Annotated in this window: 23 protein-coding genes; all 23 read left to right on the top strand. The window is 70.8% G+C overall.

The genetic code is table 11. From position 1 onward, the window contains the following. Positions 1–17 precede the first annotated feature (17 nt). The 23 genes from DEU34_RS12705 (at position 18) to DEU34_RS12595 (ending at position 22,331) form a co-directional block, all read left to right on the top strand. Positions 18–989, top strand: coding sequence for an ABC transporter permease (locus DEU34_RS12705; RefSeq protein WP_121150835.1), 972 nt, complete (start codon positions 18–20; stop codon positions 987–989). Next, a complete protein-coding gene (locus DEU34_RS12700) occupies positions 986–1,873 on the top strand; it encodes an ABC transporter permease (protein ID WP_121150833.1) in 888 nt (295 codons plus the stop codon). Before DEU34_RS12705 ends, DEU34_RS12700 begins: the two co-directional genes overlap by 4 nt. Beyond that, positions 1,874–2,782: an N-acetylmuramic acid 6-phosphate etherase gene (gene murQ, locus DEU34_RS12695; RefSeq protein WP_121150831.1), complete on the top strand. Its 909-nt coding sequence runs from the start codon at positions 1,874–1,876 to the stop codon at positions 2,780–2,782. Further along, positions 2,782–3,951, top strand: coding sequence for an anhydro-N-acetylmuramic acid kinase (locus DEU34_RS12690; RefSeq protein WP_121150829.1), 1,170 nt, complete (start codon positions 2,782–2,784; stop codon positions 3,949–3,951). Before murQ ends, DEU34_RS12690 begins: the two co-directional genes overlap by 1 nt. Positions 3,952–3,953: 2 nt before the next feature. Then, a complete protein-coding gene (locus DEU34_RS12685; RefSeq protein WP_183042478.1) occupies positions 3,954–5,039 on the top strand; it encodes a dipeptide epimerase in 1,086 nt (361 codons plus the stop codon). Next, complete coding sequence (locus DEU34_RS12680; protein ID WP_121150825.1) at positions 5,036–6,130, top strand: serine hydrolase domain-containing protein; 1,095 nt, start codon at positions 5,036–5,038, stop codon at positions 6,128–6,130. The genes DEU34_RS12685 and DEU34_RS12680 overlap by 4 nt, the downstream gene beginning before the upstream one ends. Then, the gene (locus DEU34_RS12675; protein ID WP_121150823.1) at positions 6,127–7,770 is read left to right on the top strand and encodes an ABC transporter ATP-binding protein; all 1,644 of its coding nucleotides are present in this window, start codon (positions 6,127–6,129) and stop codon (positions 7,768–7,770) included. The genes DEU34_RS12680 and DEU34_RS12675 overlap by 4 nt, the downstream gene beginning before the upstream one ends. Positions 7,771–7,775: 5 nt before the next feature. After that, positions 7,776–10,598: an FAD-binding and (Fe-S)-binding domain-containing protein gene (locus tag DEU34_RS12670; protein WP_121150822.1), complete on the top strand. Its 2,823-nt coding sequence runs from the start codon at positions 7,776–7,778 to the stop codon at positions 10,596–10,598. Then, positions 10,595–11,734 (top strand): N-acetylglucosamine-6-phosphate deacetylase, encoded by a 1,140-nt coding sequence (locus tag DEU34_RS12665; RefSeq protein ID WP_259460155.1) that lies wholly within the window; start codon positions 10,595–10,597, stop codon positions 11,732–11,734. The genes DEU34_RS12670 and DEU34_RS12665 overlap by 4 nt, the downstream gene beginning before the upstream one ends. Before the next feature lie 145 nt (positions 11,735–11,879). Beyond that, positions 11,880–12,929, top strand: coding sequence for a metal ABC transporter solute-binding protein, Zn/Mn family (locus DEU34_RS12660; protein ID WP_121150820.1), 1,050 nt, complete (start codon positions 11,880–11,882; stop codon positions 12,927–12,929). Further along, positions 12,926–13,738, top strand: a complete 813-nt coding sequence (locus DEU34_RS12655) for a metal ABC transporter ATP-binding protein (protein ID WP_121150818.1) — start codon at positions 12,926–12,928, stop codon at positions 13,736–13,738. The genes DEU34_RS12660 and DEU34_RS12655 overlap by 4 nt, the downstream gene beginning before the upstream one ends. Next, a complete protein-coding gene (locus DEU34_RS12650; RefSeq protein WP_121150816.1) occupies positions 13,735–14,595 on the top strand; it encodes a metal ABC transporter permease in 861 nt (286 codons plus the stop codon). The genes DEU34_RS12655 and DEU34_RS12650 overlap by 4 nt, the downstream gene beginning before the upstream one ends. Continuing rightward, a complete protein-coding gene (locus DEU34_RS12645) occupies positions 14,592–15,203 on the top strand; it encodes a DUF2087 domain-containing protein (protein ID WP_121151550.1) in 612 nt (203 codons plus the stop codon). The genes DEU34_RS12650 and DEU34_RS12645 overlap by 4 nt, the downstream gene beginning before the upstream one ends. A gap of 10 nt (positions 15,204–15,213) precedes the next feature. After that, positions 15,214–15,627, top strand: coding sequence for a Fur family transcriptional regulator (locus tag DEU34_RS12640; RefSeq protein WP_116646901.1), 414 nt, complete (start codon positions 15,214–15,216; stop codon positions 15,625–15,627). Between the two features lie 34 nt (positions 15,628–15,661). After that, positions 15,662–16,633 carry a permease gene (locus tag DEU34_RS12635; protein WP_259460154.1) on the top strand — a complete coding sequence of 324 codons (972 nt, stop codon included), beginning with the start codon at positions 15,662–15,664 and terminating at the stop codon, positions 16,631–16,633. Beyond that, positions 16,626–17,408 carry a TIGR03943 family putative permease subunit gene (locus tag DEU34_RS12630; RefSeq protein WP_121150812.1) on the top strand — a complete coding sequence of 261 codons (783 nt, stop codon included), beginning with the start codon at positions 16,626–16,628 and terminating at the stop codon, positions 17,406–17,408. The genes DEU34_RS12635 and DEU34_RS12630 overlap by 8 nt, the downstream gene beginning before the upstream one ends. Next, complete coding sequence (locus DEU34_RS12625) at positions 17,398–18,813, top strand: hypothetical protein (RefSeq protein ID WP_121150810.1); 1,416 nt, start codon at positions 17,398–17,400, stop codon at positions 18,811–18,813. Before DEU34_RS12630 ends, DEU34_RS12625 begins: the two co-directional genes overlap by 11 nt. After that, complete coding sequence (locus tag DEU34_RS12620; protein ID WP_121151548.1) at positions 18,810–19,481, top strand: DNA-3-methyladenine glycosylase; 672 nt, start codon at positions 18,810–18,812, stop codon at positions 19,479–19,481. Before DEU34_RS12625 ends, DEU34_RS12620 begins: the two co-directional genes overlap by 4 nt. 153 nt (positions 19,482–19,634) lie before the next feature. After that, positions 19,635–20,891 (top strand): DUF2029 domain-containing protein, encoded by a 1,257-nt coding sequence (locus DEU34_RS12615; RefSeq protein WP_220659953.1) that lies wholly within the window; start codon positions 19,635–19,637, stop codon positions 20,889–20,891. Positions 20,892–21,029: 138 nt separating this feature from the next. Further along, positions 21,030–21,266: a 50S ribosomal protein L28 gene (rpmB, locus tag DEU34_RS12610; protein ID WP_116646896.1), complete on the top strand. Its 237-nt coding sequence runs from the start codon at positions 21,030–21,032 to the stop codon at positions 21,264–21,266. Next, entirely contained in the window at positions 21,266–21,436 is a 171-nt protein-coding gene (gene rpmG / locus DEU34_RS12605; RefSeq protein ID WP_013584775.1) for a 50S ribosomal protein L33, read from the top strand. Before rpmB ends, rpmG begins: the two co-directional genes overlap by 1 nt. A gap of 2 nt (positions 21,437–21,438) precedes the next feature. After that, a complete protein-coding gene (gene rpsN / locus DEU34_RS12600; protein WP_116646895.1) occupies positions 21,439–21,744 on the top strand; it encodes a 30S ribosomal protein S14 in 306 nt (101 codons plus the stop codon). A gap of 299 nt (positions 21,745–22,043) precedes the next feature. After that, positions 22,044–22,331, top strand: a complete 288-nt coding sequence (locus tag DEU34_RS12595; protein ID WP_116646894.1) for an HU family DNA-binding protein — start codon at positions 22,044–22,046, stop codon at positions 22,329–22,331. Positions 22,332–22,391 lie beyond the last annotated feature (60 nt).

The raw sequence follows: 22,391 nt of genomic DNA, 5'->3' as shown, positions 1-22,391 counted from the left end.
CCAACCGAACGAGACTCATGCTCCGCACAATCTCTCGAAGCCCCGTTCTGCGACGCATCCTCACGATCGTGGGGACGCTCTTCGGGGTAGCCGTCGTCGTCTTCGTGATGCTCCGCGCCATCCCCGGCGATCAGATCACCGCCGGTCTCGGCACCGAGGCCGCCGCCCTCACCCCCGAGCAGCGCACCCAGCTCGAGGCCTACTACGGGCTCGACCAGCCCCTCGTCGTGCAGTTCTTCTCGTGGCTCGGCAACATGTTCACCGGCAACTTCGGGTTCTCGTCGCGAGCGCAGGAGAGCGTGCTCGCTCTCACGGCGATGTCGCTTCCCGTCACCCTCGAGTTGGCGGTGATCGCGATCGTCCTCGCTCTCGTCATCGGCGTCCCCCTCGGCATGCTCTCGGCCTCCAAGCCCGACTCGGCCCGCGACGCCGTCGGACAGACGGTGGCCCTGGCGGGTCTGTCGGTCCCCGCCTTCCTCCTCGGCACGACACTCCTGTCGGTGCTGTCGGCCAACCTCGGATTCAACCCGAACGGGCAGGCCTTCGCGTACTTCTTCCAGAACCCGATCCTGAACCTGCAGCAGATGCTGCTGCCGGGCCTCGTGCTCGGATTTGGGATCGCGGCGCCCATCATCCGCACCACTCGCGCCGCCGTGCTCGAGATCCGCTCGAACGACTTCATCCGCACCACGCGGGCCAAGGGTGTGCCGCCGCGGCGACTCCAGTTCCGTCACGTGCTGCGCAACGCGCTGGTACCGATCGTCACCATGACGGGCCTGCAGTTCGGCTACCTGCTCGGCGGAGCCGTCGTCGTGGAACAGATCTTCTCCCTGCCGGGCGTCGGGCGTCAGGTGCTGCTCGGCATCCAGCAGAAGGAGTACGCCCTCGTGCAGAGCACCGTCCTGTTCATCGCGTTGGCCTTCGTCATCGTCAACCTGCTGACCGACCTCATGTACCGAATCATCGACCCGAGGGTGCGTGCCGCATGACCGATATCGCGCAGTCCGCCGCCATCGCCCCCGGCGGCGGGCGGGCCACGGAGCGCATCCGCCTGCTCCTCAGGAGCAAGACGGGCCTCGCGGGCCTCATCATCGTGACGCTGCTCGCGCTGGTGAGCCTGGCGGCAGCATTCAACCTGCTGCCCTACGACCCCATCGCCCAAGACCCGCCGGCACGTCTGCAACCGCCGTCCGCGGCGCACTGGTTCGGAACCGATCAGTTCGGACGCGACGTGTTCTCACGCGTCGCGTCGGGCGTCGCCAACTCCGCGGTCGTCGCGCTGGTCGCCGTGGCCTTCGCCACCGTCGTCGGCACTCTGGGCGGTCTCGTCGCGGGTTTCTACCGAGGACCCGCCGACGCCGGCATCAGCGGTGTGACGAACGTGCTGTTCGCCTTCCCGCCTCTGCTGCTCGCCCTCGCTCTCGCGTCCGTCTTCACGCGCAACTGGTTCACCGTCGCCGTGGCGATCGCCATCGTGTACGTACCCATCTTCATCAGGGTCACCCGTGCGCCTGTCCTCTCCCTGCGGGAGGTCGACTACATCAAGGCGGCCACCAGCACGGGGCAGCGGCGGTCGGCCATCATGTTCCGTCACGTGCTGCCCAACATCACCTCGATCGTCATCGTGCAGATCACGTTGTCGCTGTCGTGGGCGGTGCTGACCGAAGCATCCCTCAGCTTCCTCGGTCTCGGAACGCCACCGCCGGCCGCGTCGCTCGGATCGATGATCTTCGACGCGCGCACGCTCGTGACACTCGCCCCGTGGAACATGATCGCGCCCGGGCTCGTGATGGTTCTGCTCGTCGTCGGGCTGAATCTGCTCGGCGACGGTCTGCGCGACGCTCTCGACCCCAGAAACAGAGGCAAGAAGTAGATGACCTCCCACGACGTCCTCGCCGCCCTCACCACCGAGGACAGCGACCCCCGATACGCCGCGATCGACACGCAGTCGGTCGACGAGCTCGCCCGGCTCATGAATGAGGCGGATGCTACGGTGCCCGCCGCCGTGAACGCGGCCCTCCCCCAGATCGTCCCGGCCATCGAAGCCCTCGTCGCCAGGATGTCCGAGGGAGGACGACTGGTCTACGTGGGGGCGGGAACCCCCGGTCGCATCGGGGTCCTCGATGCATCCGAGTGCCCGCCCACGTTCAACACCCCGCCCGAGCTCGTGTTCGGGATCATCGCCGGCGGCCCGATCGCGGTCAGCAACCCCGTGGAGGGTGCCGAAGACGACAGCGGGGCGGGTGCCGCGGCCATCGACGAGGCGGGCATCGGGCCGCTCGACACCGTCATCGGAATCGCCTCGAGCGGACGGACCCCCTACGTGGTGGCCGCGGTCGAGCGGGCTCGGCAACGCGGTGCGCTCACCGTCGGGCTCTCGTGCAACCCCGACACCGAGCTCAGCGCCGCGGCAGAACACGGCATCGAGGTCAACGTCGGGCCGGAGTTCGTCAGTGGTTCGACCCGGTTGAAGGCCGGTACCGCCCAGAAGCTGGTGCTCAACATGTTCTCGACCATCGCGATGGTGCGCCTGGGGAAGACCTACGGCAACCTGATGGTCGACGTGCGGGCGACCAACCACAAGCTGCGTGAACGCGCCATCCGCATGGTCGCCCAGATCGCGCAGGTGGGGCGCGATGTCGCCGAGCGGGCCCTCGTCGACGTCGACTTCGATGTGAAGACCGCTTCGGTGATGCTCGTCAAGGGAGTAGGTCGCGCGGAGGCCGGCGATGCTCTGGACGAGGCGGGCCGTCGGCTCCGCGTCGCCCTGGAGGCCTCCTGATGCGCGTGGCAGGACTCATCTCCGGCACGTCGCACGACGGCATCGACGTCGCGGTGGTCGAATTCGCGGTGGAGGGCACGAGTCTCGCCGGGCGGGTGCTCTACGACGGCAGCGTTCCCTACGACCCCCAGCTGCGGGCGCGCCTCATCGCGGCGCTCCCGCCCGCTCCGACGACGCTCGATGAGATCACCCAGCTCGACACGCTGATCGGACAGGCCTTCGCCGACGTGGCGCAGATGGCCGCCGATGAGGTCGGCGGTGTCGACGCGGTGTGCAGTCACGGGCAGACCGTCTTCCACTGGGTGGACGGGCCTCACGCCCTCGGCACGCTCCAGATCGGACAGCCCGCATGGATCGCCGAGCGCCTCGGCGTCCCCACGGTCGCCGACGTCCGGATCCGCGACATCACCGCGGGCGGTCAGGGCGCGCCGCTGGTGTCGTTCCTCGACGAGCTCCTGCTTCGCGACCGCGGACGAGCGGGTGCGCTCAACCTGGGCGGCATCTCGAACATCACCGTCGTCGACGGAGCCGATGTCTTCGCCTACGACATCGGACCGGCGAATGCGCTCATCGACGCGGTCATCGTCGCGCGCGGGCTCAACCCGCTCGGCTACGACGACGACGCCCGTATCGCCCGATCGGGCCGGGTGCACGAGGCTCTCCTTGACTCGCTGCTCGCAGACCCCTACTACCTCCTGCCGGCCCCGAAGAGCACGGGCAAGGAGCACTTCCACCTCGACTACATCGACGCCCATCTCGCGCAGCAGCCCGGGACGATCCCCGCGGAGGACGTGATCGCGACCCTGACCGAGCTCACGGTGCGGACGGTCGCCGATGCGATCCGGCGCACCGGATTGCGCACGCTGGTGGTCTCGGGAGGCGGATGCCGCAACCCCCTCATCCTCGACGGGATCACGGCCGGCCTGCCGGAGGTCGAGGTGCTCCTCACCGACGAACTGGGCGCGCCGGCGGACAGCAAGGAGGCGATCCTCTTCGCGCTCATCGGCTGGTGCACCCTCCACGGGGTGGCGAGCGTCGTGCCGGGGGGCACCGGGGCGTCCGCGCCGCGCATCCTCGGCTCCATCACCCCGGGGGCAGGGCCCCTCGTGCTGCCCGCTCCAGCGGAGGGTGTCACCTCGCTCCGGCTCGAGTCGACCGCGCGGGGATGACGATGGCTGTGTCCCACCCCGCCGGCGCCGACCGGACGATCACCGGCCTCCGCGTGGAGGTCACGAGCGTTGCGCTCAAGGCGCCGTTCGTCACGTCGGTCCGGCGCGCGGATGCTGCGCAGATCGTCGTCGTCGAGGCTCGTGACGCCGCGGGGCGCGTGGGAATGGGCGAGGCCGCCGTCAGCTGGCGGGTCACCGGCGAGAGCGCCGAGAGCGTCACCGCCGCCGTCGCCGGTCCGCTCTCCGACGTCGTCGTCGGCCGCGCGCCGGACGATCGTGCCCTGCCGGAGGACATCGCGGTGGCTCTCTGGGGCAACGCTTCGGCGCGCAGCGCGGTGGAGTGCGCCGTCGCCGACCTCCGGGCAGCGCAGACCGGCAGCGCCGTGTGGCAGTTGCTGGGCGCTCGATCTCCTTCCCTCCGCACCGATCGGACCCTCTCCGCTGCATCGCCCCGCGAGCTCGCGGAGGCGGCGGTGGGGCACTGCGAGGAAGGCTTCGGGGTGCTCAAGATCAAGGTGAGGGCATCCGATGACGCCGTCGCGGGCGTGCGGGAGGTGCGCGCGGCCGTCGGTGACGGTGTGCGGTTGCGCATCGACGCCAACCAGGCCTGGCGGCCGGACGAGGCCGTGCGCATCATCCGCGAGATGGAGCGGGCGGGCGTCGACCTCGAATTCGTCGAGCAACCGGTCGCCGCCGACGACCTTCCCGGCCTGGCCGCGGTGGCCGCCGCCGTCGAGACGCCCGTGATGGCGGACGAGTCGGTGCGCACCGCGGCCGACGTCCGCGCGATCGCGGAGCGAACCTCCGTTTCCCTGGTGAACCTCAAACTCGCCAAGGCGGGCGGGTTGACCGCGGCAGAGCGGGCCGCGGAGGTGGCACGCGATCACGGGATCGGCGTGATCGTCGGATGCATGCTCGAGGGACCGGTCGGCATCACGGCTGCTGCCGGGCTCGCGGCCGCCGTCGCGCCGGAGGTGGTCCACGATCTCGACGGGGCGCACTGGCTGGTCGATCCGCTCCTCACCGATCGCACCGCCGCCTTCAGCGCCGACACGATCCTGCTCCCGTCCGCCCCGGGGGACCGATGACTGTCGCAGCGGTGGCCCGGGCCCTCCTCGATCAGACCGACGCCCCTCTCGGAGCGGTCGTCGGATACGCCCGTCATGGTGAGCGGGAGATCGCCGCCGATGGCATCCGCACGGCGGGCGGCGAGCCGATGACCGGCGAGCCGATGACCGCCGAGACGGTCTTCGACCTCGCCTCGGTCAGCAAGGTCGCCGGAACCACCAGCGCCATCCACCGGCTCGCACGCATGGGAGAGCTGGATCTCGACAGCGCGGTCGGCCGCTTCCTTCCGAGCTCCCCGTGCGATCAGCGCACGACGATACGAGACCTCCTCACGCACCGAGCGGGCCTCTGGGAGTGGCAGCCCTTCTACCTCTCCGACGACCCGTGCCGCGCCGTGGACGCCCTCCCCCCGCGGTACGCCCTGGGGTCGGGGCGGCACTACTCCGACGTGGGATTCATGCTGCTCGGTCGCGTCGTCGAGGTCGTCGCCGGCAGCGGCCTCGACGTCGCGGTCCGTCACCTCGTGCATCGGCCGCTCGGCATGCACCACACCGGCTTCGGACCGGTGACCGGAGTGGTCGCCGCATCCTCGTTCGGCGACCGCGCCGAGAAGAGGATGGTGGCGACGGGCGAGCCCTACCCGATCGTGCTGGAACCCTCCTCGACCCACCGCTGGCGGGACGAGGAGATCGTCGGCGAGGCGAACGACGGAAATTGCTTCCACGCCTTCGCGGGGGTGTCGGGTCACGCGGGCCTCTTCTCCGATGCCGCCGACCTGCTCTCCCTCGGATCGTCGCTCGCCTCCGCCGACCTCCACGACCTCTGGGGCGAGACCGTCTCGGCCGAGGTCTTCCGCGACGGGCCCGACGCCGGTCAGGCGCTCGGGTGGAGGAGCATGCCCGTCGCGCTCGAGGGCCGGCGCACGCGGATGCTGTGGCACCCGGGTTTCACGGGATGCGCCCTCGGCTTCGTCCCCGGCGAAGACCTCGCCGTCGTCCTCCTCACCAACCGGCTGTTCGCCGCAACGCCGCGCCCCGTCGCCCATCTCTGGGCCTCGGCACTCACCGCGGTCCCCGACCTTGACCTACCCGAACGGGAGCACCTGCCATGACCCGAACCACCGTCACCGAACCGGTGCTGCGCATCGAGAACCTCACCGTGGCGTTCCGCAGCGGTCGCGAGCTGGTGACCGCCGTGCGCGACGTCACCATCCGTGTCGATCCGGGCGAGACGGTGGCCGTCGTCGGCGAGTCCGGGTCGGGGAAGTCCACCACCGCCGCCGCGGTCAACAGGCTGCTGCCCGAGAACGCCGTCATCGTGCAGGGGTCCGTGCAGTTCGACGGTCGCGACCTCACGAGCCTTCCCGAGAGCGAGATGGTGCGGCTGCGCGGGGCGGGAATCGGGTTGGTTCCGCAGGACCCCATGTCGAACCTCGACCCGCTGATGCGCGTGGGGGATCAGATCGCCGAGGCTCTCGAGGTGCACGGCTACACGAGCGGGAGCGGCACCGGCGAGCGCGTGATCGCGCTCCTGGAGGCCGTGGGGATCTCCGACGCCGGCCAGCGCGCCCGGCAGTACCCGCATGAATTCTCCGGTGGCATGCGACAGCGCGTCCTGATCGCGATGGGGTTGGCCTGCAAGCCCCGCCTCCTCATCGCCGACGAACCCACGTCGGCATTGGACGTGACGGTGCAGCGGCGGGTGCTCGACCAGCTCGACCAGCTCACCGAGGAGATGGGTGCGGCCGTCTTCCTCATCACCCACGACCTCGGACTGGCCGCTGAACGCGCCGACCGTATCGTCGTCATGCTCAAGGGCGACGTCGTCGAGGAGGGGCCCGCCGCCGAGGTCCTGAGGAATCCGCAGCACGAGTACACGCGTCGGCTCATCGACGCGGCCCCGAGCCTCGCCGTCCGCACCGAGCGGCCGCAGCGACCCACCCCGGAGGGCGCCGCTGCGGCACCCCTGGTGGAGGTCACCGATCTGAGGAAGGTCTTCCCCCTCCGCTCGGTCAAGCGCGGCGAACCCGACACCTTCACCGCCGTGGACGGCGTCAGCTTCAGCATCCCCCGGGGCTCGACGGTGTCGATCGTGGGGGAGTCGGGCTCCGGGAAGTCCACCACCGCGAACCTCATCCTGGGGCTCGAAGACGCCACCTCGGGGAGCATCTCGTTCGACGGCGTCGATCTCGCGTCGCTCGGCCGCTCGCAGATGTTCGCCTTCCGTCGGCGCGTACAGCCGGTCTTCCAGAACCCCTTCGCCTCGCTGGATCCGAGATACACCGTCGGCGAATCCATCGCCGAGCCGATGAAGGTGCACCGCCTCGGTGACGCCTCGAGCAGGCGCGCCCGCGTCGACGCCCTCCTCGACCAGGTCGCGCTTCCCCGCGCCATGGCCGAGCGTCTCCCGCACGAGCTGTCCGGCGGCCAGCGTCAGCGCGTCGCCATCGCCCGCGCGCTCGCTCTGAAGCCCGATCTCGTCGTGCTCGACGAGGCGGTCTCGGCGCTGGACGTGCTGGTGCAGGCGCAGATCCTCGACCTGCTGGCGGGTCTGCAGTCGGAGCTGGGTCTCAGCTACCTCTTCATCAGCCACGATCTCGCCGTCGTGCGCATGATCTCCGATCACGTGCACGTCATGCAGCGGGGGCGCATCGTCGAGAGCGGCAGCCCCGACCAGATCTTCGGCGACCCCCAGCAGGCGTACACGCGCGAACTCCTCGCCGCGATCCCCGGCGCCGACCTGGACCGCTGACCCCGATGGCCGGCCGACTCCTCGACGCGCCCGTTCCACGGGAGATCAGCGACGCGGTCGCCGAAGCGTCGCGCATCAAGACCAGGGCGATCGACCTCGCCGCGTACGCGAGCGATGCCTCGCACTACCTGATGACGCCGGAGGCGGTCGTCGTCGCGGCGGATGCCGATGAGGTCGCCCGTCTCCTGGCCGGCGCCACCGCGACGCGCTCACGGGTGACCCTCCGATCGGGAGGCACGAGCCTGTCGGGCCAGGCGGCCGGAGACGGCCTGCTCGTCGACGTGCGCCAGCGGTTCCGGGCGATCGACGTCGTCGACGGCGGCCGTCGGGTGAAGGTTCAGCCCGGCGCGACCGTCCGCCAGGTCAATACCCGCCTGGCCCCCTACGGCTACCGGCTGGGCCCCGACCCCGCGAGCGAGATCGCGTGCACCATCGGCGGTGTCGTCGCGAACAACTCCAGCGGCATGGCGTGCGGCACGGTGGAGAACACCTACGCGACGCTCGAGTCGATGGTGTTCGTGCTGCCCTCCGGCACCATCATCGACACGTCGCGCGCCGATGCCGACGCCGCCCTCGTCGCGGCGGAACCCCGGCTCGTCGATGTGCTCGAGCAGTTGCGCCGTCGAGTGCTCGACAACCCCGCCTCCGTCGAGCTCATCCGACGGCAGTTCTCGCTGAAGAACACCATGGGCTACGGGCTCAACTCCTTCCTCGACCACGACACCCCCGCGCAGCTGCTCTCCCACCTGATCATCGGATCGGAAGGAACCCTGGCGTTCGTCGCGGAGGCGACGTTTCGCACCGTGCCCGTGTCGCCGCTGATCTCCACGGCCCTGGCGGTCTTCCCGACACTGACGCACGCCACCTCGGCGCTTCCCGAGCTGGTCGCGTCGGGAGCGGCCACTCTGGAGCTGCTGGACGCCGCATCCTTGCGTGTCGGGCGGACCCTTCCCGGGGTTCCCGATGAGATCCTCGGCTTCGCGGTGGCCGACCATGCTGCCCTGCTCGTCGAGTATCGCGGCTCCGATCCCGACGCTCTCGCGACTCAGGCGGCGGGAGGCGAGAGCGTGCTGGCCGGGGCCGACCTGCACTCCGCCGCGAGGTTCACCTCAGACCCGGCGACGCGGGCGAAGGCGTGGGCGTTCCGCAAGGGACTGTATGCGTCGGTCGCCGGCGCGCGGCCGACCGGTACGACGGCGCTCCTGGAAGACGTCGTCGTCCCCGTCGCTGCGCTCGCCGACACCTGCGAGTCGCTGCAGTCGTTGTTCGATGAGTACGGGTACGCCGAGAGCGTCATCTTCGGCCACGCGAAGGACGGCAACATCCACTTCATGCTCACCGACAGGTTCGAGGGCGACGCCGCCATCGGTCGGTACCTGGGCTTCACCGAAGACATGGTCGATCTGGTGCTCGCCGCCGGCGGCAATCTCAAAGCAGAGCACGGCACCGGTCGCGCGATGGCGCCGTATGTGCGGCGCCAGTACGGCGACGAGCTGTACGACGTGATGCGCCGACTCAAAGACGCCTGCGATCCGGCGGGCATCATGAACCCCGGCGTGATCATCGACGACGACCCGAATGCTCACATCCGCAACATCAAGCTCGCTCCGACCATCGAGCCGGAGGCCGATCGGTGCGTGGAGTGCGGCTACTGCGAACCCGTCTGCCCGAGTCGCGACCTGACGCTCACTCCGCGCCAGCGCATCGTGGTGCGCCGCGCGGCGACGGCGGCCCGGCAGCGGGGGGATGCGGATCTCGCCGACGAGCTCGACGACGACTACGACTACGACGGGGTACAGACCTGCGCGGTCGACGGGATGTGCCAGACGGCCTGCCCCGTGCTGATCAACACCGGCGCCCTGGTCAAGCGGCTGCGGCGTGAGAACGCCCACCCGGTCACCGCGGGCGCTTGGCAGGCGGCATCCGCCGGCTGGGGTGCCACGACCCGGGTCGGATCGCTCGCGCTCTCCGCGGCCAAGAGGATCCCGACCCCCGTCGTCGCGGCGGCGACCACCGTGGGCCGCGCCCTCCTGGGCGAAGACGCCGTGCCGGCCTATACCGGCGATCTGCCGGGCGGCGGCCCCTCCCGCGGGCGACTTCGAGGGAGTGTCGGTGCGGGTGGCGGTGAGCCCGTCGGCGTGTACGTCCCGGCGTGCGTGAACAGCATGTTCGGCCCGGCGGGCGACGGTCTGGGAGTCACCACGGCGTTCACCCGGCTTCTCGAGAGGGCCGGAGTCAGGCTCGTCGTGCCCGATGAGATCGAGTCGTTGTGCTGCGGGACGCCCTGGTCGTCCAAGGGGTATGCGGCCGGCGGCGACCTCAACGCCGGTCGCACCACCGCGGCGATCAGGAAGGCATCCGAGAACGGGAGGCTGCCGGTCGTCGTCGACGCCTCCAGCTGCACGGAGGGCTTCATCCACACGCTGCGCGGCGAGAACATCGCGGTGGTGGATGCGGTGACGTTCGCCGCGCGCGAGATCCTGCCGCGCCTGGAGACGACGCCCGTCGTCGACTCGCTCGTGCTTCACCCGACCTGCTCGTCCGTGCAACTGGGGTTGGACGGCGACGTCCGCACCCTGGCGGAGGCGGCGGCGGGGGAGGTGACGGTGCCCGACGCGTGGGGATGCTGCGCCTTCGCCGGCGACCGCGGCATGCTCCACCCCGAACTGACCGCGTCGGCGACCCGCGGTGAGGCCGACGAGGTCAGGGCGATGCGTGCCGACGCGCACGCGTCGTGCAACAGGACGTGCGAGTTGGGGATGACCCGCGCAACGGGCGAGGATTACCAGCACATCCTGGAGCTGCTCGAGAAGGCGTCGCGACCGTGACCGAAGACGAACATCCGCATCCGCTCACCGTGTACCTCGAGGCGACCGCGCCCACCGGAGAACGCGGCTGGTTCGAGACGCGGGACGGCGTCGTCACGGCGCGCGGGACGGGCTCGCGGGCGCCCGAGCCCGGGCAGCGCTGCGTGCCGCTGAGCACGGCGGTCGTCACGACGGGGTTCACCGATCTGCACTGCCACGGCGCGAGCGGCGTCGCCTTCGACGCCGGCCCCGAGGGCGCGATCCGCGAAGCGATCGACTTCCACGGCGCGCATGGAACGGGGCGGATGCTGCTGAGCCTCGTCAGCGCGCCGGTGCCGCGGTTGGCGGCGCGGCTCGCCGAGATCTCGGCCGCGCTCCCGTCGCTGCCCGCGGCCGCAGGCATCCACGCGGAAGGACCCTTCCTGGCCCCGGGACGACGTGGGGCGCACGCCGCGGCCGCGCTGACCGACCCGAGCCCTCAGGCGGTGGAGGCGCTTCTCGAGGCGGCGAACGGTCGGCTCCGCTCGATCACGATCGCTCCGGAGCTGCCGGGTGCGATCGACGCCATCGATCGGCTGACGGCCGCCGGAGTGGTCGTCGCCGTGGGCCACACGGATGCGGACTACGACCGGGCGGCGGAGGCGTTCGACCACGGGGCCTCGCTGCTGACCCACACCTTCAACGCGATGCGACCGTTCCTGCACCGTGAGCCGGGGCCGATCGGCGCAGCGATCGACCGCGATCACGTGGTCCTCGAGGCGATCGCGGATGGTCACCATCTCCACGACGCGGCGCTCCGGCTGCTGTTCGCGGCCGCACCCGGCCGGATCGCCCTCGTCACCGACGCCATGTCGGCAACGGGCTGCGCCGACGGCGAGTTCGCCATCGGGGAGCTCGACGTGACCGTGCGCGGCGGCGTCCCCTATCTCTCGGGGACGACGACTCTGGCCGGTTCGACCCTCACGCTCGACGAAGCGGTGCGCCGGTGCGTGCGGGCCGGGATCCCCGTCACCGAGGCCGTGGCCGCCGCGGCGTCCGTGCCCGCGGCGCTGCTCGGCGAGCCGGAGCCTCGGGTCGACATCGGAGCGAGGACCGCGGATCTGCTCGTCGTCCACCAGGACGGATCGGTGGAGGCGTTCGACGCGGCGACGGCGTGAGCCGCGGGCGTCGCATTCTCGAGGGTGCCCCATTCCGCCGACCGTGGCCGAAAGAACGCGCACCTTCGGCGGGAACGGGCACGGTCGAGGCCGCGGCCCTTCCGGTGAGTTTGAGAACGATTATCAGTAGCCCTATAGTGGGCGGGTGACCCGGAACCGACTCCTCCTCCCCGCAGCCCTCGTCGCCGCATCCGCGCTCGCTCTGGCCGGATGCGCCGGAACGACGGATGCTGCCGGCTCCGCCCCCTCAGGCGACGACGGGCGCGTGCAGATCGTCGCGTCGACCAACGTGTACGGGCAGATCGCCGAGGCGATCGGCGGCGACCTCGTCGACGTCACCTCGATCATCGCGTCGGCCTCGCAGGACCCGCATTCCTACGAGCCCAGCGCGCAGGATCAGCTCACCGTCAGCCGCGCCGACCTCCTGATCGAGAACGGCGGCGGCTACGACGCCTTCGTCGACGCGCTGATCGAATCGTCGGACGTCGACGCCCCGGTCATCACCGCCGTGGAGTACTCCCACGACTGGCCCGAGAACGCCGGTCACGACGACGCCGGCCACGACGACGCGGAGAACGGTGAGACCGCGGGTAGCGAGACCCCCGCCGCCGACACCGACGATCACGCCGACGAGGAAGGCCACGACCACGCCGGTCATGACCACGTCGAGGGGTTCAACGAGCACGTCTGGTACGACCCGCACACCGTCGAGCACGTGGCCGAGGCCATCGCCGACGAGTTGAAGACCCTGCTCCCCGACGACGCCGACGCGATCTCCACCAACCTCACCGCCTTCACCGACGGCGTCGCCGGCGTCGAAGACGCGCTGGCACAGGTCGAGGCGTCCGACGCGGGCGCCGGCGTATTCGTGACCGAGCCGGTCCCCGGCTACCTCGTCGCCGCCGCGGGCCTCACGGTCGTCACCCCGGAGGCCTTCAGCGAGGCCGTCGAGGAGGGGCAGGACGTTCCCCCGGCCACGCTCCTCGAGGCGCTCGACCTCGTCGCATCCGGCGACGTGCGTGTCGTCATCACGAACACGCAGACCGGCGGGGCCGAGACGACGCAGGTCGTCGACGACGCGGACGGACGCGGCATCCCGGTGATCCAGTTCGCGGAGACGCTCCCCGAGGGACAGACTTACATCTCGTGGATGGACGAGAACGTCGCGGCACTGGCCGACGCCCTGGCGAGGTGACGTCCGACTCACCGCTGCAGATCAGCGGCGCAGCCCTGCGCCGCGGTGATCGCGAACTGTGGAGCGGCCTCGATCTCGACGTCGCCCCCGGCGAGTTCATCGCCGTCCTCGGCCCGAGCGGGTCGGGCAAGACCACCCTGCTTCGCGCCATCCTCGGGCTGGAGCGCCTCAGTTCGGGCAGCATCCGGGCTCTCGGCAGCGAGGTGCACCGGGCCGGCAACCGCCGCATCGGCTACGTACCCCAGCAGCGTCCGCTTCCGCCCGAGACCTCGCTGCGCGGGCGCGACCTCGTCGGACTCGGCGTCGACGGGCATCGGTTCGGTCTGCCGTTTCCGCGCCGCGGCGATCGGGAACGCGTGCGCGAGCTCGTGCGCGCGGTCGGAGCCGAGGGCTTCGCCGACCGCCCGGTGGGCGAGCTGTCGGGCGGTGAGCAGCAGCGTCTGCGTGTCGGGCAGGCGCTCGCCGACGACCCGGGGCTGCTGCTCTGCGACGAGCCGCTCACCAGCCTCGACCTCGCGAATCAGCGAGCGGTCGTACGCCTCATCGACCAGCACCGCGTGCGCTCGGGCGCGGCCGTGGTCTTCGTCACGCACGACATCAACCCGGTTCTCGAGCATGTCGACCGCATCCTCTACATCGCCCACGGCCGGTTCATGCTCGGCGCGCCCGACGAGGTGTTGAACTCGGCCGTGCTCAGCGATCTGTACGACGCCCCGGTCTACGTGCTGCGGGCGGGCGGACGACTCGTCGTGGTCGGTGCCCCCGACGCCGACGACGCCCACCACCACCACGACGAGGAGCCCGAATGAACTGGGCCGACGTGGGCACCGCGCTCTTCGGCGGGGTCGCCGATTACGGCGAGATCCTCGCCCTCGTGTGGAACTCCGTCATCGCCGGTGCGGTGCTCGGACTCGTGGGCGGCCTCATCGGCGTCTTCGTCATGCAGCGCGACATGGCCTTCGCCGTGCACGGCATCAGCGAACTGTCGTTCGCGGGCGCCGCGGCGGCGCTCCTCATCGGCGTCGACGTCGTCACCGGCTCGATCGTGGGATCGCTGATCGCCGCCGGCCTCATCGGGGTGCTCGGCGCGCGCGCCAGGGACCGCAACTCGATCATCGGCGTGCTCATGCCGTTCGGGCTCGGTCTCGGCATCCTCTTCCTCTCGCTCTACAACGGGCGCAGCGCCAACCGTTTCAGCCTGCTCACCGGCCAGATCGTGTCGGTGCAGACGGGGCAGCTCGGGTGGCTCATCGCCCTGAGCGCCGTCGCGCTGCTCGCGCTGCTGCTCATCTGGCGGCCCCTGCGCTTCGACTCCCTCGACCCGCAGTCGGCGGCGGCCCGCGGCGTACCGACCACGGCCGTCTCGCTCGTTTTCATGCTGCTGCTCGGCCTCGTGGTCGCCGTCGCGGTGCACATCATCGGCGCCCTGCTCGTGATGGCGCTGCTGGTCACCCCGGCCGCCGCGGCGATGCGCGTCGCCTCCGGCCCGGTGGCGGTGCCGGTGCTCGCCGCCGCCTTCGGATTCGTCTCGGCGGTCGGCGGCATCCTGCTCGCCGTGGCCGGCACGTTGCCGGTGAGCCCGTACATCACGACGATCTCGTTCGTCATCTACCTCGTGTGCCGGATCATCGGCGCGCGCCGCGGCCGCGTGACCCGCACCGCATGACGTCGAACGCCTGGCGCCCGGCGATCGCCGCCCTGGCGAACGACACGACCCGCGAGGTCTACGCGCGCATCGTGCTCGGTGCGTCGCGCGTCGACGCCGTCGCTGGCGTCGCCGCCCCGCGGGCAGACGCCGCCATCGCCGCGCTGGTCGGGGCGGGCCTCGTGACCGAGCGCGAGGGCGCGCTGGTCGCCGACGCGACCGGACCGAAGCGGATGCTGGCGACCGCCCCCGCGCGACCGACCGGCGTCGATCGATTCCTGCGGCCCGACGGGCGCATCGACCGCTACCCGTCGAAGGCCGGCGAGCGGGTGGAGCTGCTCGCGCACGTGGCGGAGAGGGTTCTGCGCCCCGGCGAGATCGTGACCGAGCGGGAGCTCACCGGGCGACTCGAGCGCTTCGCCGATGACGTCGCCCTCCTTCGTCGCCATCTCGTCGACCATGGCGTGGTCGAGCGCACCCCCTCGGGGTCGGAGTACGCCCTGGCTCCCAGCATCCGTGAGACACCCCCTGCGGCCGAGACACCTCGCCAGGCGGTGGGTGTCGCCCCGGAAGGGGTGTCTCGGCCGCGCGACGCGGCGTCCGGGTCGACGTCCAGCGAGCGCCGGTAGAATCCCGGCCATGACCCAGCGCAACACCTGGCAGCGAGAACGCGTGCGCGAAGCGCTCGCCGACGCCCGCGGGTTCGTCAGCGCTCAGTCGCTGCACGCCACCCTCCGCGACGACAACACCGGCATCGGCCTCGCGACCGTCTACCGCGCCCTCGCCGGGCTCGCCGCCCAGGGGAACGCCGATTCGCTGCAGAGCCCCGAGGGCGAGAACCTCTTCCGGGCCTGCGCGACCCCCGGTCACCACCATCACCTGATCTGCCGTTCGTGCGGACTGGCCGTCGAGATCGAGGCCGACGACGTCGAGGAGTGGGCTCAGCGCACCGCGGCGACGCACGGCTTCACCCAGGCGGAGCACATCGTCGACATCTTCGGCCTCTGCGCATCGTGCACCGAGGCCCGCGCGAGCGAGCGTGCGGGGCAGTAGCGCGACCGCGACACGACCCGCCTCGCGATCCCGCGTGGCGGTGCCTCTCGCGCTCGGCGTAGCCGCGATCGCCGCTCTCTTCGCGATCGACGCCTTCGCCCCTCAGCTGTTCAGCGCCTCGTTGCCGACGAGGGCGCAGGACGCCGTCACGCTCTCGCTCAGCGTGCTGATCGAGTCGTTGCCGTTCGTCGTGCTCGGCGTGGTGCTGTCGATCGTCGTGCAGGTCTGGGTTCCGCCGGGTGCGATCGAGAGGTGGATGCCGCGGCGAGCGTGGGCGCGTCGCGCGGTGCTCTCGCTCCTGGGCATGTTCATCCCGGTCTGCGAGTGCGGCAACGTGCCATTCGCGCGGGGCCTGCTGATGCGCGGCTTCACGGTGTCGGAGACGCTGACGTTCCTGGTCGCGGCGCCGATCGTGAACCCGATCGTCATCATCACCACGCACGCCGCGTTCGGCTTCGACGACAACATCCTCATCGCCCGCCTGATCGGCGGCTACCTCGTCGCGAACCTCATCGGCTGGCTGTACAGCCGTCACCCGTCGCCCGACGCGCTGCTGACCGACCGGTTCCGCGAGACCTGCGAACTCGTCATGACCGAGTCGGGCGGGAAGGGCCGCCGCTCGCTCGCCCAGTTCGTCGTCGAGCTGCGCTCGGTGATGCCGGCCCTCGTCATCGGGTCGGCGCTCGCCGGAGCCGTGCAGATCCTCGTGCCGCGCGACACGCTCGTCGCGATCGGGTCGGACCCGGCGTTGTCGATCGTCGCGATGATCGTGCTGGCGCTGGTGGTCTCGATCTGCTCGAACGTCGACGCCTTCTTCGCCCTGTCGTTCGCCGCGTCGTTCACCCCCGGCTCGCTCGTGGCGTTCCTGGTGGTCGGCCCGATCGTCGACCTCAAGATGCTGGCGTTGCTTCGCACCACCTTCTCGACCCGCGTGCTCGTGGGGATGACGGTCACCGTGGTGCTGTTCGCCTTCGCCCTCGGAACGGTGGTGAACCTCGGTGCGTAACGCGGGATTCGTCGGCACGCGCTGGCTCGGAGTGGGCCTCGCCTCCTGCCTGGCCGTGGTGACCATCGCCCTCTGGGCCACCGGGCGTCTGGCGCTGTACATCAACCCCGACTCGGCGTGGTTCGCCGTGGGCATGGCGGTGCTCCTCCTCGTCGGAGCCGTCGCGAGCTTCGCGCTCCCGCTCGGCGCCGAGGAAGACCACGGTCACGACCACGGCGACGGGCACGAGCACGCGGAAGAGGGCGACGCCCCGCATCCGCACCCCACCGCGCGCCCGGTCGGCGCCGTGGCCCTCGCCGGTGGCCTCGTCGCCTCGGGTGTCGTCGTGACGATGCTCGTCTCGCCGCCCGCCTCGCTGTCGGCCGAGCTGGCGATGTCACGGGACGTCGGGGCGCCCCCGCTGTTCGCCGGGGCCGACGTCATCACGCTGGCGTCGTCGGGCGACACCGCCGAATTCGGGGTCGGGGAGTGGGCCAGCGTGTTCGCGACCGCCACGAACCCCGACACGTTCGACGGCGACGCGATCTCGCTCACCGGGTTCGTCACCCCCAGCGACAACGGCTCGGGGTTCGACCTCACGCGGCTCGTCATCACGCACTGCGTCATCGACGCGCAGCCGGCGACGCTGCCGATCGCCTCGACCGCCGCGGTTCCCGATACCGGCCAGTGGGTGACGGTCACCGGCACGGTGCGCTCCACCAGCAGCGGTGCGCTCGAGATCACCCCCGACGAGGTCGTGGCGATCGACGAGCCGCAGGACCCCTATGAGTACTGAGGCCCCGTCTCGCCGCGCGCGGGGGCATCGACGTCGCAGCCGCGCCTTCCTCTCGGGCTTCGCCGCGGTGCTGGGCGTGCTCGTGCTGGTCGGCGCCGCGGGCGCGGCGATCGGCATCGTGCAGGGCCCGCGGGTGACGAAGGTGCAGGTCGATCCCGCGGGCGCCGTCGCCGCCTCCGGCTCGCGGGTCATCCTCGAGACGACGCAGGCCCTGGAAGACGTGGATGCGGCGCAGGTCACCGTGGATCCGGCGACGCCGTTCACGGTCGACACCTCCGGCCGCAGCGTCGGGGTGCGCTTCACGCTGCCCCTGCGCGACGACACCGACTACACGGTCACGATCTCCGATGCCTCAGGTCGCGGAGTCGGACCGGCGTCCACCCTGACGACGACCTTCCGCACACCCGCGCTGCAGCCCTACCTCCTGCAGCGCGGCGACGACGGCGACACCATCTATCGCACGGGGTTGGGCGGCGACGCGGTGCCCGTGTTCACCCATCCGCACATCGAGGACTACCGCGCCACCGCCACCCACCTCGTGGTGTCGGTGCGCACCGACGACGACCGGCCCGCGATCCTCGTCACCGGTTCGGACGGCCAAGATCCGCGGGAGCTCGAGCTGCCCGGCGACGGCTTCGTGTCGAATCTGCAGAGCGCAGACCGCGGCGAGACCATCGGCTTCACCTTCTCCGACGCCGACCTCGGTGCCGGCGGAGGTCGTGAGGCGGTCCTGTTCACGACCTCGGTCGCGACCGGTGCGGCCGACGCCCCTCCGCAGGAGGTCGACCTCGGCGGCGACGTCCGCGTGGCGGAGTGGCGCTTCGTGCCCGATACCGACAGCATCCTCGTGCTCACGTTCGACAGTCGGCTGCTGCTCTCGGGCGCCGACGGGGCGAACGCCGCTCCGCTCGGCAACGCTCTGTCGATCGACGGCATCGCGCGCGGCTCGTCGCAGGCCGTCGTCGAGGGGTTGGAGGGCATGCGCGTGGTCGACCTCACCGACGGCAGCGAGCAGCCCCTGGTGGAGCCGACGACGGCGATCGGGTCGCTGGGCGCGGTCACCCCGATGCCGGGTGAGGGCGCGGGCACGATCCGCACCTACGCCGAGCTGTCGGACGACGGTGCGTTCGTCTCGACCGTCGTGGCGCGCGTGACCGACGACGGCACAGCCACCGTGCTGCTCGACGCATCGGCCTCCGACTCGGTGCTGCAGACCTGCGTGTCGGCGAGCGGACGGTACGCCGCCGTGCTCGTCGCGCCGAGCGCCGCGAGCAACCCCTACGACCGCTACCTGCTGCCGCTGCCCACGCGCCTGCAGACGCACGTCGTCGAGATCGACACCGGCACCGAGGTCTCGGTGCTCGACGGCTTCGGCCTGTCGTGGTGCCAGGTGCCGCCGGCGTGAGCGCGCTTCGCCCGGCGCGCCGCTCCGACCTCGACGGCCTCCCCGCCGAGGTCGCCCCGCGCCTGCTCGGCGGGGTGCTCGAGACCGTGATCGCGGGCGAGCGGGTCGCGGTGCGGCTCACGGAGGTCGAGGCGTACCACGGCCTCGGCACGGGCCCCGTCGCCGATCCCGGCTCGCACGCCCGCATGGGTCAGACCCCCCGCAACGCGACCATGTGGGGCGAGCCCGGGCATCTGTACGTCTACCTCAGCCACGGCATCCACTCGTGCGTGAACGTCGTCTGCGGACCGGAGGGCGTGGCCGGAGGAATCCTGCTGCGCGCCGGAGAGATCGTCGCGGGGGCGGATGCGGCGACCCGCCGCCGGCTCGAACGCCGCGGCGTCGTGCGCTCGCCGAGGGAGCTCGCCAGCGGACCGGGACGTCTGGGCGACGCGGTCGGGCTGAAGCATCCGATCCACGACGGCATCGACGCGATCGTGCCGGCCGAGAGGGCGGGCGCCGTCGCATCGCTGTCGGTGCGGGAGCAGCCGCTCGCGACCGTCGTCACCGGCCCGAGGGTGGGCGTGGCCGGCATCGCGGGCACCGAGGCGTTCCCGTGGCGGTTCTGGATCGCCGGCGACCCCACCGTCTCCGCGTTCCGCTGGGGCCGTGGCGCGCGCGACGCCTGACCCCGCCCCGACCCTGACCCCTGACCCTGACCGCGAGACCGCTTCTGCGCGACGAGACCTGGGCGGAATGTCGGGGTCTCGCCGCGCGGGACGGGTCTCGCGGTCATGGCGGCGGAGGTGGGCGTTCAGGTCGCTCGGATAGGTTGGCTTCTCGTGTCGCGAGAACTTCGGAATATCTGGTTGTGGTTCCTGGGCGCTCATGCGCTCGTCGTGGCGCTGGGGTTCCTGCTGTGGAGCCAGCCCATGGGCGACGTCTACAACGTCTACGAGCCGTGGTCGAACCAGGCCCTGGGCGGCGGCGGCATCGTCGGCATCACCGAGCAGTGGGTCTACCCGCAGGTGGCGCTCGTGCCGATGCTGGCCGCGCACCTGTTCTCGTGGATGGCCGGGTACACGTTCGGCTGGGCCGTGCTCGTCTGCGTGCTCGATGCGGCGGCATTCGCCTTCCTCGTGGGCCGAGGGCGCTCCCGGGCCCGCATGACGGGAGCCCGCGTCTGGCTCGTGCTCTTCGTCCTCCTCGGTCCGATCGGCATGTACCGCATCGATGCGATCACGGTGCCCCTCGCGATCGTCGCCCTGCTCCTCGCCATCCGCCACCCCGCCGTCTCCTCCGCCATCCTCACCATCGGCGCCTGGATCAAGATCTGGCCGGCCGCCGTGGTGCTCGCCCTGACGATCGCCGCGCGCAAGCGCTGGTGGGTGGTCGTGGCCTCGGCCGGGGCCACCGCCGCGGCCGTGGTGCTCGTGGTCGTCGCGCTCGGCGGCGCAGGGAACCTCACCGGATTCATCACGGCCCAGGTCGGCCGCGGCCTGCAGATGGAGAGCACGGCGGCGACCCCCTTCGTGTGGCTCGCCGTCTTCGGCGTCAACGGGGCGAAGGTGGCCTTCGACGACGAGATCATCACGTTCGCCGTCTACGGTCCGGGCGTCGACACCATGGCCGCGCTTCTGACACCCCTCATGGCGGTCGCGGTCGCCGCCGTCTGCGTCGTGGGAGTGCTCAAGGCGCGCGCCGGGGCACGGATGCTGCGCCTCCTCCCCCCGCTGACCCTCACGCTCGTGCTCGTTCTCATCGTCTTCAACAAGGTCGGCTCGCCCCAGTTCGTGGCGTGGATCATCGCGCCCTTCGTCCTCTGGGCCATCGTCGACCGCCACGGCATCCGGCGCGGGCTCCAGTACGCCGCCATCACGGCCTTCCTCACGCAGGGCGTGTATCCGCTCGTCTTCGACCTCGTGCGTGTCGCCAACCCGATCGGCGTGCTCGTGCTCACCGCGCGCAACGTCATGCTCGTCGTGCTGCTGGTGTGGGTCGTGCGGCAGCTGTTACGGGTTCCGACCGAACGAACGCGCGTCGCCCATATCGCAGCATCCGGCCCCCGCAGGGCCGACGCGCCGACCGTGCTAGACTGACTCCTCGTCTGCGCGCACTCCAGCACGCAGTACGCACCCCTCCCTCATCGAACGGCCGTCGCGGCTGCGCGCGAGCGGGGTGCAGACAAGGGATCTTGGGTGGCACCGTCCGGTGTCACGGTACTAAGGAGAATCACTATGGCAGCAGTGTGCCAGGTGACCGGCGCTGTTCCCGGCTTCGGTCACAACATCTCGCACTCGCACCGCCGGACGAAGCGCCGCTTCGACCCGAACGTGCAGCGCAAGACCTATCTCGTTCCGTCGCTCGGTCGCAAGATCACGATCAACGTGTCCGCGAAGGGCATCAAGGTCATTGATGCTCGTGGCATCGAGGCAGTCGTCAAAGACATGCTCGCAAGGGGTGTGAAGCTCTGATGGCTAAGAAAGCACAGGACGTTCGTCCGATCATCAAGCTGCGTTCGACCGCCGGCACGGGGTACACCTACGTGACGCGCAAGAACCGCCGCAACAACCCCGACCGCATCGTGCTGAAGAAGTACGACCCCGTGGTCCGCAAGCACGTCGACTTCCGAGAGGAGCGCTAAACATGGCAAAGAAGAGCAAGATCGCGCGCAATGAGCAGCGCAAGGTCATCGTCGCCCGCTGGGCCACGAAGCGTGCCGAGCTGAAGAAGGCTCTGGTCGACCCGACCTCCACCGACGAGCAGCGTGAAGCCGCTCGCGTGGGCCTCCAGAAGCTGCCCCGCAACGCGTCGCCGGCCCGCGTGCGCAGCCGCGACGTCATCGACGGCCGCCCCCGCGGTGTGCTGACGAAGTTCGGCATCTCGCGTGTGCGCTTCCGCGACATGGCTCACCGGGGCGAACTGCCCGGCGTGACCAAGTCGAGCTGGTAACACTTCGAGGGGCTCAGTGAACGACTGAACCTCTGAAAGGGCGGGATCTCCTCACGGGGGTCCCGCCCTTCCGCGTTGCTGTCGGCGATGCTCGGGTGGGTCCGAACCGAGCCCCAACAGCCCCATCCGTCACACCAGCCCCGCGACACGGCGTCCGAATGCGTCACGAGCCCCGGAAATACGCGGTTCTCACCGCGATCGTTGATACATTCGAGGCGGTCGATCCGACCACCCGGAGGCATTCCGCCTCCGTCCGAAGAAATAAGGGGCGGCGTCTGCCGCCTTGGAGGACAACCCCCATGGCTGACAAGTCCATCACCAAGACCGAACTCGTCGCGAGCATCGCGAGCGCCACCGGCCAGAGCCAGTCCGCCGTGTCGGGCGTGCTCGACTCCCTCTTCTCCACCGTCTCCGAGGCGGTCGCCAAGGGCAGCAAGGTCTCGATCCCCGGCTGGATCGCCTTCGAGCAGGTCGAGACGTCGGCGCGTACGGGCCGCAACCCCCAGACCGGCGAAGAGATCAAGATCCCCGCGGGCAAGCGCGTCAAGGTCACCGCCGGCTCGAAGCTGAAGGCTGCCGTCAAGTAAGACGACGTGACGCTCGCCGCGCGATAGCGCGGCCTCAGCGCTCCAGAGGGGGGATGCTTC

The sequence above is a fragment of the Microbacterium sp. AG1240 genome (assembly GCF_003635115.1).
GTDB lineage: Bacteria > Actinomycetota > Actinomycetes > Actinomycetales > Microbacteriaceae > Microbacterium.
Note: the sequence above shows the minus strand (reverse complement) of the source record. Positions and strands in the feature narration are given on the sequence as shown.

Excerpts from the sequence above, each read along its gene's own strand:
- DEU34_RS12595 (WP_116646894.1), top strand. The coding sequence starts at position 22,044 with ATGGCTGACAAGTCCATCACCAAGACCGAACTCGTCGCGAGCATCGCG.
- rpmG (WP_013584775.1), top strand. The coding sequence starts at position 21,266 with ATGGCTAAGAAAGCACAGGACGTTCGTCCGATCATCAAGCTGCGTTCG.
- DEU34_RS12700 (WP_121150833.1), top strand. The coding sequence starts at position 986 with ATGACCGATATCGCGCAGTCCGCCGCCATCGCCCCCGGCGGCGGGCGG.
- DEU34_RS12645 (WP_121151550.1), top strand. The coding sequence starts at position 14,592 with ATGACGTCGAACGCCTGGCGCCCGGCGATCGCCGCCCTGGCGAACGAC.
- DEU34_RS12650 (WP_121150816.1), top strand. The coding sequence starts at position 13,735 with ATGAACTGGGCCGACGTGGGCACCGCGCTCTTCGGCGGGGTCGCCGAT.
- DEU34_RS12690 (WP_121150829.1), top strand. The coding sequence starts at position 2,782 with ATGCGCGTGGCAGGACTCATCTCCGGCACGTCGCACGACGGCATCGAC.
- DEU34_RS12640 (WP_116646901.1), top strand. The coding sequence starts at position 15,214 with ATGACCCAGCGCAACACCTGGCAGCGAGAACGCGTGCGCGAAGCGCTC.
- DEU34_RS12670 (WP_121150822.1), top strand. The coding sequence starts at position 7,776 with ATGGCCGGCCGACTCCTCGACGCGCCCGTTCCACGGGAGATCAGCGAC.
- DEU34_RS12625 (WP_121150810.1), top strand. The coding sequence starts at position 17,398 with ATGAGTACTGAGGCCCCGTCTCGCCGCGCGCGGGGGCATCGACGTCGC.
- murQ (WP_121150831.1), top strand. The coding sequence starts at position 1,874 with ATGACCTCCCACGACGTCCTCGCCGCCCTCACCACCGAGGACAGCGAC.
- DEU34_RS12675 (WP_121150823.1), top strand. The coding sequence starts at position 6,127 with ATGACCCGAACCACCGTCACCGAACCGGTGCTGCGCATCGAGAACCTC.
- rpmB (WP_116646896.1), top strand. The coding sequence starts at position 21,030 with ATGGCAGCAGTGTGCCAGGTGACCGGCGCTGTTCCCGGCTTCGGTCAC.
- DEU34_RS12705 (WP_121150835.1), top strand. The coding sequence starts at position 18 with ATGCTCCGCACAATCTCTCGAAGCCCCGTTCTGCGACGCATCCTCACG.
- DEU34_RS12680 (WP_121150825.1), top strand. The coding sequence starts at position 5,036 with ATGACTGTCGCAGCGGTGGCCCGGGCCCTCCTCGATCAGACCGACGCC.
- DEU34_RS12685 (WP_183042478.1), top strand. The coding sequence starts at position 3,954 with ATGGCTGTGTCCCACCCCGCCGGCGCCGACCGGACGATCACCGGCCTC.
- rpsN (WP_116646895.1), top strand. The coding sequence starts at position 21,439 with ATGGCAAAGAAGAGCAAGATCGCGCGCAATGAGCAGCGCAAGGTCATC.